At 65.5% G+C, this 15,280-nt stretch carries 13 protein-coding genes; 1 reads left to right on the top strand and 12 read right to left on the bottom strand.

Annotation, left to right across the window (positions count from 1 at the left end; all coding sequences use genetic code 11):
• Positions 1–15 precede the first annotated feature (15 nt).
• The 9 genes from phoU to LGM42_RS14910 form a co-directional block, all read right to left on the bottom strand.
• Positions 16–720, bottom strand: coding sequence for a phosphate signaling complex protein PhoU (phoU, locus tag LGM42_RS14870; protein ID WP_059573864.1), 705 nt, complete (start codon positions 718–720; stop codon positions 16–18).
• An 18-nt stretch (positions 721–738) separates the two neighbouring features.
• A complete protein-coding gene (pstB, locus tag LGM42_RS14875; protein ID WP_006490515.1) occupies positions 739–1,587 on the bottom strand; it encodes a phosphate ABC transporter ATP-binding protein PstB in 849 nt (282 codons plus the stop codon).
• A 15-nt stretch (positions 1,588–1,602) separates the two neighbouring features.
• Positions 1,603–2,496 (bottom strand): phosphate ABC transporter permease PstA, encoded by an 894-nt coding sequence (pstA, locus tag LGM42_RS14880; protein WP_059573866.1) that lies wholly within the window; start codon positions 2,494–2,496, stop codon positions 1,603–1,605.
• Positions 2,493–3,479, bottom strand: coding sequence for a phosphate ABC transporter permease PstC (gene pstC, locus LGM42_RS14885; RefSeq protein WP_060318064.1), 987 nt, complete (start codon positions 3,477–3,479; stop codon positions 2,493–2,495). Before pstC ends, pstA begins: the two co-directional genes overlap by 4 nt.
• 94 nt (positions 3,480–3,573) lie before the next feature.
• On the bottom strand, positions 3,574–4,608 hold the full coding sequence (pstS, locus tag LGM42_RS14890) for a phosphate ABC transporter substrate-binding protein PstS (protein WP_059644229.1): 1,035 nt from the start codon (positions 4,606–4,608) through the stop codon (positions 3,574–3,576).
• Between the two features lie 439 nt (positions 4,609–5,047).
• Positions 5,048–6,403 carry a phosphoglucosamine mutase gene (glmM, locus tag LGM42_RS14895; protein WP_059573869.1) on the bottom strand — a complete coding sequence of 452 codons (1,356 nt, stop codon included), beginning with the start codon at positions 6,401–6,403 and terminating at the stop codon, positions 5,048–5,050.
• Positions 6,404–6,435: 32 nt separating this feature from the next.
• Entirely contained in the window at positions 6,436–7,377 is a 942-nt protein-coding gene (gene folP, locus LGM42_RS14900) for a dihydropteroate synthase (RefSeq protein ID WP_226232574.1), read from the bottom strand.
• A 28-nt stretch (positions 7,378–7,405) separates the two neighbouring features.
• Positions 7,406–9,307 carry an ATP-dependent zinc metalloprotease FtsH gene (ftsH, locus tag LGM42_RS14905; RefSeq protein ID WP_059573871.1) on the bottom strand — a complete coding sequence of 634 codons (1,902 nt, stop codon included), beginning with the start codon at positions 9,305–9,307 and terminating at the stop codon, positions 7,406–7,408.
• Between the two features lie 165 nt (positions 9,308–9,472).
• A complete protein-coding gene (locus LGM42_RS14910) occupies positions 9,473–10,135 on the bottom strand; it encodes an RlmE family RNA methyltransferase (protein WP_059573872.1) in 663 nt (220 codons plus the stop codon).
• Between the two features lie 193 nt (positions 10,136–10,328).
• On the opposite strand from LGM42_RS14910, the gene LGM42_RS14915 reads away from it, so the two are divergent.
• A complete protein-coding gene (locus LGM42_RS14915; protein ID WP_012328238.1) occupies positions 10,329–10,853 on the top strand; it encodes a YhbY family RNA-binding protein in 525 nt (174 codons plus the stop codon).
• Between the two features lie 68 nt (positions 10,854–10,921).
• On the opposite strand, the gene LGM42_RS14920 is transcribed toward LGM42_RS14915, so the two are convergent.
• The 3 genes from LGM42_RS14920 to carB form a co-directional block, all read right to left on the bottom strand.
• A complete protein-coding gene (locus LGM42_RS14920) occupies positions 10,922–11,380 on the bottom strand; it encodes a DUF4149 domain-containing protein (protein ID WP_226232595.1) in 459 nt (152 codons plus the stop codon).
• Between the two features lie 14 nt (positions 11,381–11,394).
• Positions 11,395–11,871, bottom strand: coding sequence for a transcription elongation factor GreA (gene greA / locus LGM42_RS14925; RefSeq protein ID WP_006476345.1), 477 nt, complete (start codon positions 11,869–11,871; stop codon positions 11,395–11,397).
• Between the two features lie 118 nt (positions 11,872–11,989).
• On the bottom strand, positions 11,990–15,244 hold the full coding sequence (gene carB, locus LGM42_RS14930; protein ID WP_059573874.1) for a carbamoyl-phosphate synthase large subunit: 3,255 nt from the start codon (positions 15,242–15,244) through the stop codon (positions 11,990–11,992).
• Between the last annotated feature and the right edge of the window lie 36 nt (positions 15,245–15,280).

Consider the following 15,280-nt stretch of genomic DNA (forward strand, 5'->3'; position numbering starts at 1 on the left):
CCTGTACGGAGTCGATTAACTGTTGGCTTCGCGATCGAGCGTGTCGCGCGGCTGGTGCCGCACGTCGGTGCCCTTCACGATGTAGATGATGAATTCGGCGATGTTCTTCGCGTGGTCGCCGATCCGTTCGATCGCCTTCGCGATGAACAGGTATTCGAGGCCGACCGAGATCGTGCGCGGATCTTCCTGCATGTACGACACGAGCTTGCGCACGAATGCACGGAATTCCTGGTCGATCTCCTTGTCGTCCTTGACGATCTGCGCGGCGGCCACCGTATCGAGGCGCGCGAACGCGTCGAGCGCGCGGCGCAGGATCGTCACGGCCATCTCGCCCGACACCTTGATCTCGGCGATGTTGACCGTGCGCGCGGCCGGCTCGTCGATCAGGCGGCGCACGCGCTTCGCGATCTTCTCCGCTTCGTCGCCGGCGCGCTCGAGGTTCGTAATCGTTTTCGAAATCGACATCAAAAGACGCAGGTCACGCGCGGCAGGCTGCCTCCGCGCGATGATGTTGCCGCATTCCTGGTCGATCTCCACTTCCATCGCGTTCAGCGTTTCCTCGGCCGCGATCACCTTCTCGGCCCGCTCGCGATCGAATTCGTTCAGTGCGTGCATCGCGCCGACGATCTGCGACTCCACGAGTCCGCCCATTTCCAGCACTTTCGACGACACGGCATTCAGGTCCGCGTCGAACTGGCTCGACAGATGTTTATCCGACATGACTGTTGTTCTCCGTCATCAGCCGAAGCGGCCGGTGATGTAGTCTTCCGTTTCCTTGCGCACCGGCTTGATGAAGATCTTTTCGGTTTCGCCGAACTCGATCAGCTCGCCCAGGTACATGTAGGCCGTGTAATCCGAGCAGCGCGCGGCCTGCTGCATGTTGTGCGTGACGATCACGACCGTGTAGTCGCTCTTCAGCTCCGCGATCAGCTCCTCGATGCGGCCCGTCGAGATCGGGTCGAGCGCCGAGCACGGTTCGTCGAGCAGCAGCACTTCCGGCCGGATCGCGATGCCGCGCGCGATGCACAAGCGCTGCTGCTGGCCGCCCGACAGCCCGTAGCCGCTCTGGCCGAGCTTGTCCTTCACTTCGTTCCACAGCGCGGCCTTCGTGAGCGCCCACTCGACGCGGTCGTCCATTTCCGAACGCGTGAGCTTTTCGAACATCTTCACGCCGAACGCGATGTTGTCGTAGATCGACATCGGGAACGGCGTCGGCTTCTGGAACACCATGCCGATCCGCGCGCGCAGCAGCGAGATGTCGCGCTTCGTCGTCAGCAGGTTCTCGCCGTCCATCAGGATTTCGCCTTCGGCGCGCTGCTCCGGATAGAGCGCGAACATCTTGTTGAACGTGCGCAGGAGCGTCGACTTGCCGCAGCCCGACGGACCGATGAACGCCGTCACCTTCCCTTCGGGAATGCGCAGGTTGATGTTCTTCAGCGCGTGGAACTTGTTGTAGAAGAAGTTGAGGTTGTTGACCTCGATCTTCGCGTTCAGCGGCGCGAGCGGACGGCCGTGCGCCGCGTCTTGCGTGCCGGCGGGCGCAGCAGTGCGCTCGACGGGATTCAGGTGGCTTTCTGCCATATTCATCGGATTGCTCCGCCGTTACTTTTTCGAGAAGATCGAGCGCGCCAGGACGTTCAGTCCGAGCACCCCGAGCGTAATCAGGAACACGCCCGCCCACGCGAGCGACTGCCACTCCGCGAACGGGCTCATCGCGAACTTGTAGATCGTGACGGGCAGGTTCGCCATCGGCTGGCTCATGTCGACCGAGAAGAACTGGTTCGACAGCGCGGTGAACAGCAGCGGCGCCGTTTCGCCGGCAATCCGCGCGACCGCGAGCAGCACGCCCGTCACGATCCCGCCGACCGACGCGCGCAGCGTGATCTTCAGCACCATCCGCCACTTCGGCGTGCCGAGCGCGACGGCCGCTTCGCGCAGCGCGTTCGGCACGAGCTTCAGCATGTTCTCGGTCGTGCGGATCACGATCGGAATCTGCAGCAGCGCGAGCGCGATCACGCCGGCCCAGCCCGAGAAGCGCCCCGACTTCGCGACGACGATCGCGTACACGAACAGGCCGATGACGATCGACGGCGCCGACAGCAGGATGTCGTTGATGAAGCGGATCGTGCTCGCCAGCAGGTTCTTCTGCCCGTATTCGGCGAGATAGACGCCCGCGAGGATGCCGATCGGCGTGCCGACCAGCGTGCCGAAGCCGCACAGCAGCAGGCTGCCGACGATCGCGTTCGCGAGACCGCCGCCTTCCGTGTTCGGCGCCGGCGTCGATTCGGTGAACAGTTGCAGCGACAGGCCGCCGACGCCGAGGTGCACCGTGGTGTAGAGAATCCACACGAGCCACAGCAGGCCGAATGCCATCGCGGCGAGCGATGCGGTGAGCGCGATCGCGTTGATGGCCTTGCGCTTGCGCTGCAGGCGGTTGCGCATCGCGTCGAGCACGGCGCCGTCCGGCCCCGGGAAATTCATGATGGGCTCGCTCATTTCTTGCCCTCTCCCTTCTCGAGACGAAGCAGCAGCAGTTTGGAGATGGACAGCACGATGAACGTGATCACGAACAGGATCAGCCCGAGTTCCATCAGCGCGGACGTATGCAGGCCCGGTTGCGCTTCCGCGAATTCGTTCGCGAGCGCCGACGTGATGCTGTTGCCCGGCGCGAACAGCGACACGCTGTCGAGCAGGTTCGTGTTGCCGATCACGAAGGTCACGGCCATCGTTTCGCCGAGCGCGCGGCCGAGGCCGAGCATCACGCCGCCGATCACGCCGGTCTTCGTATAGGGCAGCACGACCTTCCACATCACTTCCCAGGTCGTGCAGCCGATTCCGTATGCCGATTCCTTCAACAGCACCGGCGTGACCTCGAACACGTCGCGCATCACCGACGCGATGTACGGGATGATCATGATCGCGAGGATCACGCCGGCCGCGAGGATGCCGATGCCGATCGGCGCGCCGGACGTCAGCGGGCCGAGCACCCACACGTCCTTGAACAGCCGGCCGATCGGCTTCTGGAAGTATTCGGCGAAGATCGGCGCGAACACGAGCAGGCCCCACATGCCGTACACGATCGACGGAATCGCGGCGAGCAGCTCGATTGCGATGCCGAGCGGACGGCGCAGCCACACGGGCGCCAGCTCGGTGAGGAACAGCGCGATGCCGAAGCTGACGGGCACCGCGATGACGAGTGCGATCAGCGACGTCACGAGCGTGCCGTAGATCGGTACGAGTGCGCCGTAAATGTCCGAGTTGGGGTCCCACTCGGATTGCCACAGGAAGCCGAGGCCAAACTTCTGGATGGTCGGCATCGACGCAATGATCAGGGAAACGATGATCCCGCCGAGCAGCAGCAGGGTCACGATCGCGGCGAGCCGCGCAAGGCCGCCGAACAGGACATCCCCGAGACGGCTCGGCGCGCGCTGCTGCGCGGTGTCGGGCGATCGTGAGGACGTGTATGAAATATCAGACATGGGTGCCTGCTTTGGATCGCCGGGCGCCGTAACGCCCGGCCTTACCGCACACACTGCCCGACCGGCGCGGCCGGGCAGCGAACCGCTGGATCGCTTACTCGGCGGCGACCGGCTTGCCCGACGCGTCCGTCACCTTCGTCTTCCATTGCTTGCGGATTTCCGTCTCGACCGTCGCCGGCAGCGAGATGTAGTCGAGGCTGTCGGCAGCCTTCTCGCCGTTCTTGAACGCCCAGCTGAAGAACTTCAGCGTTTCCGCGCCCTGCTCCGGCTTGTCCTGCTTCGCGTGCAGCAGCACGAACGTCGCGCCGACGACCGGCCAGGCTTCCTTGCCCGGCTGGTTCGTCAGGATCTGGTAGAACGACTTCGACCAGTTCGCGCCTGCCGCCGCGGCCTTGAACGTTTCCGTCTTCGGCTCGACCACCGTGCCCGTCGAATTCTTCAGGGCCGTGTAGACCATGTTGTTCTTCTTCGCGTACGCCCATTCGACGTAGCCGATCGCGCCCGGCAGGCGCTGCACGAAGGCCGCGACGCCGTCGTTGCCCTTGCCGCCCGTGCCCGTCGGCCAGTTGACCGTCGTGCCTTCGCCGATCTTCGACTTCCACTCGTCGTTGACCTTCGACAGGTAGTTCGTCCAGATGAAGCTCGTGCCCGAACCGTCGGCGCGGCGGACCACGGCGATGTCCGTATCCGGCAGCTTGACCTTCGGGTTCAGCGCGGCGATCGCCGGGTCGTTCCACTTCTTGATCTTGCCGAGGTAGATGTCGCCGAGCACCGGGCCCGACAGCGTCAGTTCGCCGGCCTTCACGCCCGGCACGTTGACGACCGGCACCACGCCGCCGACCACCGTCGGGAACTGGAACAGGCCTTCCTTCGCGAGTTCTTCGTCCTTCAGCGGAGCGTCCGAACCGGCAAAATCGACCGTCTTCGCGACGATCTGCTTCAGGCCGCCCGACGAACCGATGCCCTGGTAGTTGACCTTCGAACCGCCGGACTGCTGGTAGTCGGCAGCCCATTTCGTATAGATCGGCATCGCGAACGTGCTACCTGCGCCCGTGATGTCGGCAGCGTGGGCGGCGACGGCGAAAAGCGCGCCAGCCAGGCCGGCAATCGCGGTTTGCATCAATTTCATGAGACCTCCAGTGTGTGAGCGGATGACTACGGCACCGCGAAGGTTAGGGGCTGCTCATGACGGTAATGTGACAATCGATGAAACTGGCGTGACAGTAACATGACTGGTTGAAAGGGAGTATCGGGTGGCGCGCCGGGGGCGCAGCGGCGGTGATGGCGGCAAGAATTGCCTGCATCGGAGGGCGGGAGCGACGCTGTTTTCACCGATGTGCGGGACGTCGTGGCGCAGCGTCAGCCGGACAGGAAGCCGGGTGCGGCGGCAGGCCGGCTTCCGGGGTCGGATGCGTGATTTGAGCGGAAGACTGCGTGGGCGGAAGGTCACCTCTATCAGTACGGCAAACCTTCGCGTCCGACAAAATCACGGCGCCCGAAGGTGCCGCACGCAAATTCGTCAGAGCCGGCACGCGGGCGGTCGAACCACCGCGCGCCGCTGACATGGATCAGCTCGTCGCCGCCCGCACTGCGTCGGCAATCGCCTCCGCATGGCGCGCCGCATCGGCCGCCTGCTGCGCTTCGACCATCACGCGCAGCACGGGCTCCGTACCCGATGCGCGGATCAGCACGCGCCCGCTACCGGCAAGCGCGGCTTCGGCGGCATCGATCGCGGCGCGAATCGACGCGCTGCCCTTCCAGTCGGCGCCCGGCTTCATCCGCACGTTGATTAGCTTCTGCGGGAACAGCGTGACGCCGTCGAGCATCTGTGCGAGCGTGCGACCGCTGCGCTTCAGCGCGGCCAGCACGAGCAGCGCCGACACGATGCCGTCGCCGGTCGAATGCCGGTCGAGCGACAGGATGTGGCCCGACCCTTCCGCGCCAAGCTGCCAGCCGTGCTCGCGCAACTGCTCGAGCACGTAGCGGTCGCCGACCGCCGCGCGGACGAACTTCACGCCCTCGCGCTGCAGCGCGACTTCGACGGCGAGATTCGTCATCAGCGTGCCGACCGCGCCGTCGACCTTGCCGTCGGTCGCGATCCGATCCTTCACGAGCACGTAGAGCAGTTCGTCGCCGTTGTACAGCCGGCCGGTCGCGTCGACCACTTGCAGGCGGTCGGCATCGCCGTCGAGCGCGATGCCGAGATCGGCGTGGTTCGCCCGCACCGCGCGCACCAGCGCGTCCGGCGCGGTCGCGCCGACGCCGTCGTTGATGTTGAAGCCGTTCGGCGCCACGCCGATCGGAATGACGTCCGCGCCGAGTTCGTGGAATACGTGCGGCGCGATCTGGTACGCGGCGCCGTGCGCGCAATCGATCACGAGCTTCAGCCCGCGCAGATCGAACGCGGCCGGGAACGTGCTCTTGCAGAATTCGATGTAGCGGCCGGCCGCGTCGTCGAGGCGACGCGCCTTGCCGAGACCGTCGGACGCCGCGCATTCGAGCGGCTTGTCGAGCCACGCTTCGATCGCGGCTTCGGTGTCGTCGGGCAGCTTGTTGCCGTCCGCCGAGAAAAACTTGATGCCGTTGTCGTGATACGGGTTGTGCGACGCGCTGATCACGACACCGGCCGACAGGCGCAGCGCGCGGGTCAGGTACGCGACGCCGGGCGTCGGCATCGGGCCGGCCAGCATCACGTCGACGCCGGCCGCCGAGAATCCGGCCTCGAGCGCGGCTTCGAGCATGTAGCCCGACACGCGCGTGTCCTTGCCGATCAGCACCGTCGGACGCGAGCCCGCCGCGACGTCGGCCGAGCCGGCCAGTACCTTGCCGGCCGCATAGCCGAGACGCAATACGAAATCCGGCGTGATGGGCGCTTCGCCCACCGTGCCGCGAATGCCGTCCGTGCCGAAATATCGACGTCCCATGGGGTCCTTCCTCCTTCGTTTTTCTGACTTGCTTATCGTTGCCGCGCGGCTACGCGCACGGCATTCCAGACTTTGAGCGCATCGACCGTCGCCGCGACGTCGTGCACGCGCACGATCGCGGCACCGCGCTCGACCGCGCACAACGCGGCCGCGACGCTCGCCGCGACGCGCTCCATCGGCGGCTTGCCGCCGATCACCGCACCGAGCATCGACTTGCGCGACATGCCCGCGAGAATCGGATAGGCGCGCCCGTCGGGGCGCGCGGGCGCCGTGTCCGGCAACGCGGCCAGCAACGCATAGTTGTCGTCGACGACCGCCTTGCCGAACCCGAAGCCGGGATCGACGCAAATGCGCTCCGCCGCCACCCCCGCGTCGCGCAGCGCCTGGGCGCGCGCGGCGAGAAAATCGCGCACGTCGGCCACGACGTCGCCGTAGTCGGGCTCGCCGACCTGCATCGTCTGCGGCTCGCCGAGCATGTGCATCGCGCACAGCCCGCTGTTGCCCTCGCGCACCGCGTCGATCGCGCCCGGCTGGCGGAACCCCCAGATGTCGTTGATCAGGTCCGCGCCGGCGGCCAGCGCCGCACGCATCACGGCCGGCTTGTAGGTATCGATCGACAGCGGCACGTTCAGCGGCCGCAGCGCCTCGACGAGCGGAATCACGCGCGCGAGTTCCTCGTCGAGCGGCACGGGTGGCGCGCCGGGGCGCGTCGATTCGCCGCCGATATCGAGCAGGTCCGCGCCGTCGGCAATCATCCGCTCGGCCTGGCGCAGCGCATCGTCGCGCGCGAGGAAGCGGCCGCCGTCGGAAAACGAATCGGGCGTGGCGTTAAGGATGCCCATCACGAGCGGGCGTTCGAACGTCAGTTCGAACCGGCCGCACCGGAGCGGCGCGGGAATGAACGGGGACACAGCGGAATCGGACACGAGCAACGGACGTGAATGAATGCAAAACGGGCCGGTGTGAAGCCACACCAGCCCGTATACGGCGCTAAAGCGGAGATTATGCCGCCGGCGACGCCGGCGCCGGCGCGGTGCCCGGCTTGACCTCGGCGGCGGCGCTGCCGCCGCCCGACGAATCGCCGCCGACAGCCGGCGAGCTCTTCGGCGAGCGCGGCGGACGACCTTCCATGATGTCGTTGATCTGATCGGCGTCGATCGTCTCCCACTCCATCAGTGCGGCCGTCATCGCTTCGACCTTGTCGCGGTTCTCTTCGAGCAGGCGGCGCGCGAGGTTGTACTGTTCGTCGAGCACGCGGCGGATTTCGGAATCGACCTTCTGCTGCGTCGCTTCCGAGATCGTGCGCGTGAAGCCGCGGCCGAACGGCGACGCATCGTTCTCGTCGTCGACGTACACCATCGGCCCGAGCGCGTCGGTCATGCCGAAGCGGGCGACCATCGCACGCGCCGTCTGCGTGGCCTTGTTGAAGTCGTCCGATGCGCCGGTGCTGACGAGGTTCATGAACAGCTCTTCGGCCACCCGGCCACCGAACAGGATCGCGAGGCGGTCGAGCAGGTAATCCTTCGAATACGTCTCGTTGTCATGCTCCGGCAACTGCCACGTGACGCCCAGCGCGCGACCGCGCGGGATGATCGTGACCTTGTGCACCGGGTCGGCCTTCGGCAGCAGCTTCGCGATCACCGCGTGGCCCGACTCGTGATACGCGGTGGCGCGCTTCGCTTCCTCGCGGATCACGGCCGACTTGCGCTCCGGACCCATGAAGATCTTGTCCTTCGCGTCCTCGAAATCCTGCATCTCGACGATGCGCTTGCCGCGACGGGCGGCGAACAGCGCAGCCTCGTTCACGAGGTTCGCGAGATCGGCGCCCGAGAAGCCCGGCGTGCCGCGCGCGATGACCGCCGCGTCGACGTCGTTCGCGATCGGCACCTTGCGCAGGTGCACGCGCATGATCTGCTCGCGGCCGCGGATGTCGGGCAGCCCGACATAGACTTGGCGGTCGAAACGGCCCGGACGCAGCAGCGCCTTGTCGAGCACGTCGGAACGGTTGGTGGCGGCGATCACGATCACGCCCGAGTTCGCCTCGAAGCCATCCATCTCGACGAGCATCTGGTTCAGCGTCTGTTCGCGCTCGTCGTTGCCGCCGCCCATGCCGGCGCCGCGATGACGGCCGACCGCGTCGATTTCGTCGATGAACACGATGCACGGCGCATGCTTCTTCGCCTGCTCGAACATGTCGCGCACACGAGCCGCGCCGACACCGACGAACATTTCGACGAAGTCCGAGCCCGAGATGCTGAAGAACGGCACCTTCGCTTCACCCGCGATCGCGCGGGCGAGCAGCGTCTTGCCGGTACCCGGAGGGCCGACCAGCAGCACGCCGCGCGGAATGCGGCCGCCCAGTTTCTGGAATTTCTGCGGATCGCGCAGGAAGTCGACGAGCTCGGACACTTCTTCCTTCGCTTCGTCGCAGCCCGCGACGTCGGAGAAGTTCACCGCGTTGTTGTTCTCGTCGATCAGCCGCGCACGCGATTTCCCGAACGAGAACGCGCCGCCTTTGCCGCCTCCCTGCATCTGCCTCATCATGTAGAACCAGAACACGATGATCAGGATCGTCGGCCCGAGGTAGTACAGCGCGGACATCAGCGCGTTCGGCTCGTCGTCGGCCTTGCCGCTGACCTGCACGCCGTACTTCATCAGATCGCCGACCATCCAGATGTCGCCGGGCGACACGATCTGGTATTTCTGGCCATCAGCCGGAGTGACGGTGAGGTTGCGCCCCTGAACGATGACGTTCTTGACCTTGCCGTTCTTGGCGTCGTCCATGAACTGCGAATAGGACACGCCTTCCTGGACGCGGGGCTTGTCGAACTGCTTGAACACCGTAAACAGCACCAGTGCGATCACCAGCCACACCGCTGCCTTCGAAAACATATTGTTGTTCAAAGCACCACTCCTTCACTCGTAGACGAGCGCCTACATTTTCCTTGCGGCGCCCCTCGGTCATTCTAATCCAGTCCGACCACCCCTGCCATAAGCATTGACAACCGCCGCGATAGCGCTTCGCTTGTCCGGCAAGGGCCGGAGCCCGTTTGCGGCAGCGCCTGCGCGTCAGCGCGGATGCTTCAGCTGCCGACCCAAAATGAACGTTTCGGACGATTTGTCGCGAGATGCCTTGGGCTTGCGCGGCGCGACAACCTTAAACTGCTGTTTGAACTTCTCGACGATCTGGCTGTAGCCGCTGCCGTGAAAACACTTCACGAGCAGTGCACCGTCCGGCTTCAGATGGTTCTGCGCGAATTCGAGCGCCAGATCGCAGAGATGCTCGATACGCGCCGCGTCCGCCGACGCCACGCCTGAGAGGTTGGGGGCCATGTCGGAAATAACAAGGTCCACCGCGCGGCCTTCGAGCACCTCCTCGAGCCGGTGGAGGACGTCGTCCTCGCGGAAGTCGCCCTGCAGGAAATGGACGTCGGCGATCGGCTCCATCGGCAGGATGTCGAGCGCAACGATCGTGCCGTCGATGCCGCCCTCGCGCTCCGCGTCGCGCTTCTTGCCCTGCGCGAGCTTGTTGCGCGCATACTGGCTCCAGCTGCCCGGCGTGGCGCCGAGATCGACGATCACCTGGCCCGGACGGATCAGCTTGTCCTGTTCGTCGATTTCCTTCAGCTTGTACGCGGCGCGCGCGCGATAGCCCTCCCGCTGCGCCATTTTGACGTACGGGTCGTTGATGTGGTCGTGCAGCCAGTGCTGGTTGAAGCGGTTTTTTGCCATTCGAGAGAGAGATTGCTGCCCATTGCTTCGTGAAGCCGCGCTTTTAGCGGATAATACGCGTCTTCTTCGCGCGGCTGCGGCCCCTTTTCAGGCCCAAGCCGCGATTTTACGTGGTTTCGGCGCACGGCTGACGTGGTATCGCCCCGCGATCGCTTTTCAGTCAGCGCGCCCTTATTTAGATTTCGACATTTCCATGCCCGCCCTTTCGCTTTCTCCCGCCGAGCGCTCCGCGCTGCGCTCCCAGGCCCATGCGCTCAAGCCCGTCGTGCTGATCGGCGCCGAAGGGCTGACCGACGCCGTGCTGAAGGAAATCAAGGTGCACCTCGACGCGCACCAGTTGATCAAGATTCGCGTGTTCGGCGACGAGCGCGACGAACGCATCGCGATCTACGACGAGATCTGCGACCGTCTGAACGCGGCCCCGATTCAGCATATCGGCAAGCTGCTGGTGATCTGGAGGCCGGAAGCCGCGGCGGCCCCGGCCCGCGGCCGCCGTGCCGGCGCGCTGCCGAGCGCGGCGGAAGCCGCCGACGACAAGAAAGGCCGCGCGCCGCGCACCGTCAAGGTCGTCAAGGTGTCGCCGAACGCGAGCCCCGTGCGCCGCCCGCGGCCCGTGAAGGTCACGGTGCGCGGCAACGAGCGTGTGACGGCGGGCGGCACCGTGAAGCGCGCGAAAAAGCGCCAGGCCAGCACCAAGCGGCCGTTCCAGGACAAGTAAGCCGCTTGCGCGGCACGGATGCCCGTGCCGCCCTGCCCCGTCGTTGCGCAACGCGCAACGACGGGCGCTCAGGCTTCGCGCGCCGGCAGGCGCCAGATCAGCATCAGCCCCAGCACGCTCTCGACGAGATAGAACACGCTCGAGACACCGTGCAGCATCCCGAAGCGGCTCGCATACGGCGAATTCGCGATATCGGTGCCCGCGTCCATCGCGGCCACCCGCAGCGCGTTCATGAACGGCTGCAGCGCAAAATACCCGACCAGCACGCACACGACCATCGCGGCGACGATCCAGCGCACGCGGCGATACTCGTTGCCGCCGCGTCGCACCTGCTGGTTCGACAACGCGAGCAGCAGCACGCCGCACACGACGCCGACGATCGCCTCGATGCGAAACAGCTGGGCGGCGACCGAACCGGCCGTCATCCGCTCCAGCGTCTTGAACAGGACGGGCGCGACCGCATACCCGATCGTCAGCAGGCTGCCGACCCATACGGCCGACAGCAGACGGAACACGCGATGCGGCATCACGTCGCCCCGCTTCAGATGTAGCTGACCGAGATGATTTCGTACTCACGCACGCCGCTTGGCGCCTGCACGGCCGCGACGTCGCCTTCGGACTTGCCGATCAGCGCGCGCGCGATCGGCGAGCTGACCGAGATCAGGCCGTGATCGATATCGGCTTCGTCGTCGCCGACGATCTGGTACTTGACCGTGTCGCCCGACTCGAGATCCTCGAGTTCGACCGTCGCGGCGAACACCACGCGGCCATCGGCGTCGAGCACCGTCGGATCGATGATTTGCGCGGCGGACAGCTTGGATTCGAGTTCCGCGATGCGGCCCTCGATAAAGCCCTGCTTTTCCTTCGCTGCGTCGTATTCGGCGTTTTCGGACAGATCGCCCTGTGCGCGGGCCTCCGCGATCGCGTTGATCACGGCCGGCCGCTCGACGGACTTGAGGCGCTGCAATTCATCGCGCAGTTGCTCCGCGCCACGCTTTGTCAACGGAATGGTGCTCATAAACGGCTCAATCGCTAAAAACGGCTATAAAAAAAATCACCGCGATTAAGCGCGCTTCCGATGCACTGGAAACACCGCCTAATCGCGGCACGTGTTGCTTCGACAGGTAACTGAACGCTTAGTTTAGGCGAGCGTGAAGACCTTGTAAATCATAGACTTCCAGATCCTTCAGGTAGCGCAAGCCCTCGACGGCCGCGCGCGCGCCCGACATCGTCGTGTAGTACGTGACCTTGTGCGCCTGCGCGCTCATGCGGATCGAACGCGAATCGGCGATCGCCTGGCGCGTCTCGTCGACCGTCGTGAACACGAGCGCGATCTCGCCGTTCTTGATCATGTCGACGATGTGCGGACGCCCGTCCTTCACCTTGTTCACGACCTTCACCGGCACGCCGGCCGCTTCGATCGCGGCAGCCGTGCCCTTGGTCGCGACGATCGGGTAGCCGAGGTCGTGCAGCATGCGCGCGACTTCGACGGCCTTTGGTTTATCCGCGTCCATCACGGTCAGCAGCACCGTGCCCGACTCCGGCAGGCGCGAACCGGCCGCGAGCTGCGACTTGAACAGCGCTTCGCCGAACGTGCGGCCGACGCCCATCACTTCGCCGGTCGAACGCATTTCAGGCCCGAGGACCGGGTCGACGGTCGGGAACTTCACGAACGGGAACACCGCTTCCTTCACGCTGAAGTACGGCGGCTCGACTTCCTTCGTCACGCCCTGCTGCGCGAGCTTCTGGCCGACCATCGCGCGCGCCGCGATCTTCGCGAGCGGCAGGCTGGTCGCCTTCGACACGTACGGCACCGTGCGCGACGCGCGCGGGTTCACTTCCAGCACGTAGATGATGTCCTGCTTCGAGCCGTCCGCCTGCGGCACCTGCTGGATCGCGAACTGCACGTTCATCAGGCCGACCACGTTCAGCGCCTTCGCCATCGCGCCCGTCTGCCGCTTCAGCTCGGCCACGGTTTCCTTCGACAGCGAGTACGGCGGCAGCGAGCATGCCGAGTCGCCCGAGTGGACGCCCGCCTGCTCGATGTGCTCCATCACGCCGCCGATGAACACGGCTTCGCCGTCGCAGATGCAGTCGACGTCGCACTCGATCGCGTCGTTCAGGAAGCGGTCGAGCAGCACCGGCGAATCGTTCGACACCTTCACGGCCTCGCGCATGTAGCGTTCGAGGTCGCGCGGCTCGTGGACGATTTCCATCGCGCGGCCGCCGAGCACGTACGACGGACGCACGACCAGCGGATAGCCGATTTCGTCGGCCAGCGCGAGCGCTTCGTCCTCGGCGCGCGCGGTGCGGTTCGGCGGCTGGCGCAGGCCGAGGTCCTGCAGCAGCTTCTGGAAGCGTTCGCGGTCTTCGGCCGCGTCGATCATGTCCGGCGACGTGCCGACGATCGGCACGCCGTGCGCCTCGAGGTCGAGCGCGAGCTTCAGCGGCGTCTGGCCGCCGTACTGGACGATCACGCCGACCGGCTTTTCCTTGTCGACGATCTCGAGCACGTCCTCGAGCGTCAGCGGCTCGAAGTACAGGCGGTCGGACGTGTCGTAGTCGGTCGACACCGTTTCCGGGTTGCAGTTGACCATGATCGTTTCATAGCCGTCCTCGCGCATCGCGAGCGCCGCGTGCACGCAGCAGTAGTCGAACTCGATGCCCTGGCCGATCCGGTTCGGCCCGCCGCCCAGCACCATGATCTTCTTGTTGGTGGTCGGCTGCGCCTCGCACTCTTCCTCGTAGGTCGAGTACATGTAGGCGGTTTTCGTCGCGAACTCGGCCGCGCACGTGTCGACGCGCTTGTAGACCGGGCGCACGTTCAGCTCGACGCGGCGGCGGCGGACGTCTTCCGGCGTCGCGCCGAGCAGCTTCGCGAGGCGGCGGTCGGAGAAGCCGCTCTGCTTCAGGTAGCGCAGCTCGTCGAACGTCAGCGACGCGAGCGTGCGGCCCACGAGCGCCTTTTCCTTCAGGATGATCTGCTCGATCTGCTCGAGGAACCACGGGTCGATCGCGGTTTCCGCGAAGATTTCCTCGGCCGTCATGCCGATGCGGAACGCATCGCCGACGTACCAGATGCGGTCCGGGCCCGGCTCGTGGATCTCGATCGCGATCTCGTCGCGGTTGGTCGACTTCTCGTCGAGACCGTCGACCCCGACCTCGAGGCCGCGCAGCGCCTTCTGGAACGATTCCTGGAACGTGCGGCCGATCGCCATCACCTCGCCGACCGACTTCATCTGCGTGGTCAGGCGCGAATCGGCTTCGCGGAACTTCTCGAACGCGAAACGCGGGATCTTCGTGACGACGTAGTCGATCGTCGGCTCGAACGACGCCGGCGTCTGGCCGCCGGTGATTTCGTTCTTCAGCTCGTCGAGCGTGTAGCCGACCGCCAGCTTCGCGGCGACCTTCGCGATCGGGAAGCCGGTGGCCTTCGATGCGAGCGCCGACGAACGCGACACGCGCGGGTTCATTTCGATGACGACCATGCGGCCGTCCTTCGGGTTGATCGAGAACTGCACGTTCGAGCCGCCCGTGTCGACGCCGATCTCGCGCAGCACCGCGAGCGATGCGTTACGCAGGATCTGGTATTCCTTGTCGGTGAGCGTCTGCGCGGGAGCCACCGTGATCGAGTCGCCGGTGTGCACGCCCATCGGGTCGAGGTTCTCGATCGAGCAGACGATGATGCAGTTGTCGGCGCGGTCGCGCACGACTTCCATCTCGTATTCCTTCCAGCCGAGCAGCGACTCTTCGATCAGCAGTTCGCGCGTGGGCGACAGGTCGAGACCGCGCTTGCAGATCTCCTCGAACTCTTCGCGGTTGTATGCGATGCCGCCGCCCGAGCCGCCGAGCGTGAACGACGGGCGGATCACGACCGGGTAGCCGCTGCCGCCCGTCTCCGCCATGATCTGCGCGTGCACCTGGATCGCTTCTTCCATCGAATGCGCGATGCCCGACTTCGCGGAGCCGAGACCGATCTTGGTCATCGCTTCCTTGAACTTCTGGCGGTCCTCCGCCTTGTCGATCGCTTCCGGCGACGCGCCGATCAGCTCGACGCCGAACTTCTCGAGCACGCCGTGGTGGTGCAGGTCGAGCGCGCAGTTCAGCGCGGTCTGGCCGCCCATCGTCGGCAGGATCGCGTCCGGGCGCTCCTTCTCGATGATGCGCGCGACGACTTCCCACGTGATCGGCTCGATGTAGGTCACGTCGGCCGTGTTCGGGTCGGTCATGATCGTCGCCGGGTTGCTGTTGACGAGAACGACCTTGTAGCCCTCCTCACGCAACGCCTTGCAAGCCTGCGCGCCCGAATAGTCGAACTCGCACGCCTGGCCGATGATGATCGGGCCGGCGCCGATGATGAGGATGCTCTTGATGTCTGTGCGTTTTGGCATGGCTTGTGAATTCAATAAGTAATCGTTGTCGTGGGT

Source organism: Burkholderia sp. AU39826, from assembly GCF_020419965.1.
GTDB classification, from domain to species: domain Bacteria; phylum Pseudomonadota; class Gammaproteobacteria; order Burkholderiales; family Burkholderiaceae; genus Burkholderia; species Burkholderia semiarida.

What these genes read in the sequence shown, in the direction of transcription:
- phoU (WP_059573864.1), bottom strand. Translation starts at nt 720, where the DNA reads ATGTCGGATAAACATCTGTCGAGCCAGTTCGACGCGGACCTGAATGCC.
- pstB (WP_006490515.1), bottom strand. Translation starts at nt 1,587, where the DNA reads ATGAATATGGCAGAAAGCCACCTGAATCCCGTCGAGCGCACTGCTGCG.
- pstA (WP_059573866.1), bottom strand. Translation starts at nt 2,496, where the DNA reads ATGAGCGAGCCCATCATGAATTTCCCGGGGCCGGACGGCGCCGTGCTC.
- pstC (WP_060318064.1), bottom strand. Translation starts at nt 3,479, where the DNA reads ATGTCTGATATTTCATACACGTCCTCACGATCGCCCGACACCGCGCAG.
- pstS (WP_059644229.1), bottom strand. Translation starts at nt 4,608, where the DNA reads ATGAAATTGATGCAAACCGCGATTGCCGGCCTGGCTGGCGCGCTTTTC.
- glmM (WP_059573869.1), bottom strand. Translation starts at nt 6,403, where the DNA reads ATGGGACGTCGATATTTCGGCACGGACGGCATTCGCGGCACGGTGGGC.
- LGM42_RS14910 (WP_059573872.1), bottom strand. Translation starts at nt 10,135, where the DNA reads ATGGCAAAAAACCGCTTCAACCAGCACTGGCTGCACGACCACATCAAC.
- LGM42_RS14915 (WP_012328238.1), top strand. Translation starts at nt 10,329, where the DNA reads ATGCCCGCCCTTTCGCTTTCTCCCGCCGAGCGCTCCGCGCTGCGCTCC.
- LGM42_RS14920 (WP_226232595.1), bottom strand. Translation starts at nt 11,380, where the DNA reads ATGCCGCATCGCGTGTTCCGTCTGCTGTCGGCCGTATGGGTCGGCAGC.
- greA (WP_006476345.1), bottom strand. Translation starts at nt 11,871, where the DNA reads ATGAGCACCATTCCGTTGACAAAGCGTGGCGCGGAGCAACTGCGCGAT.
- carB (WP_059573874.1), bottom strand. Translation starts at nt 15,244, where the DNA reads ATGCCAAAACGCACAGACATCAAGAGCATCCTCATCATCGGCGCCGGC.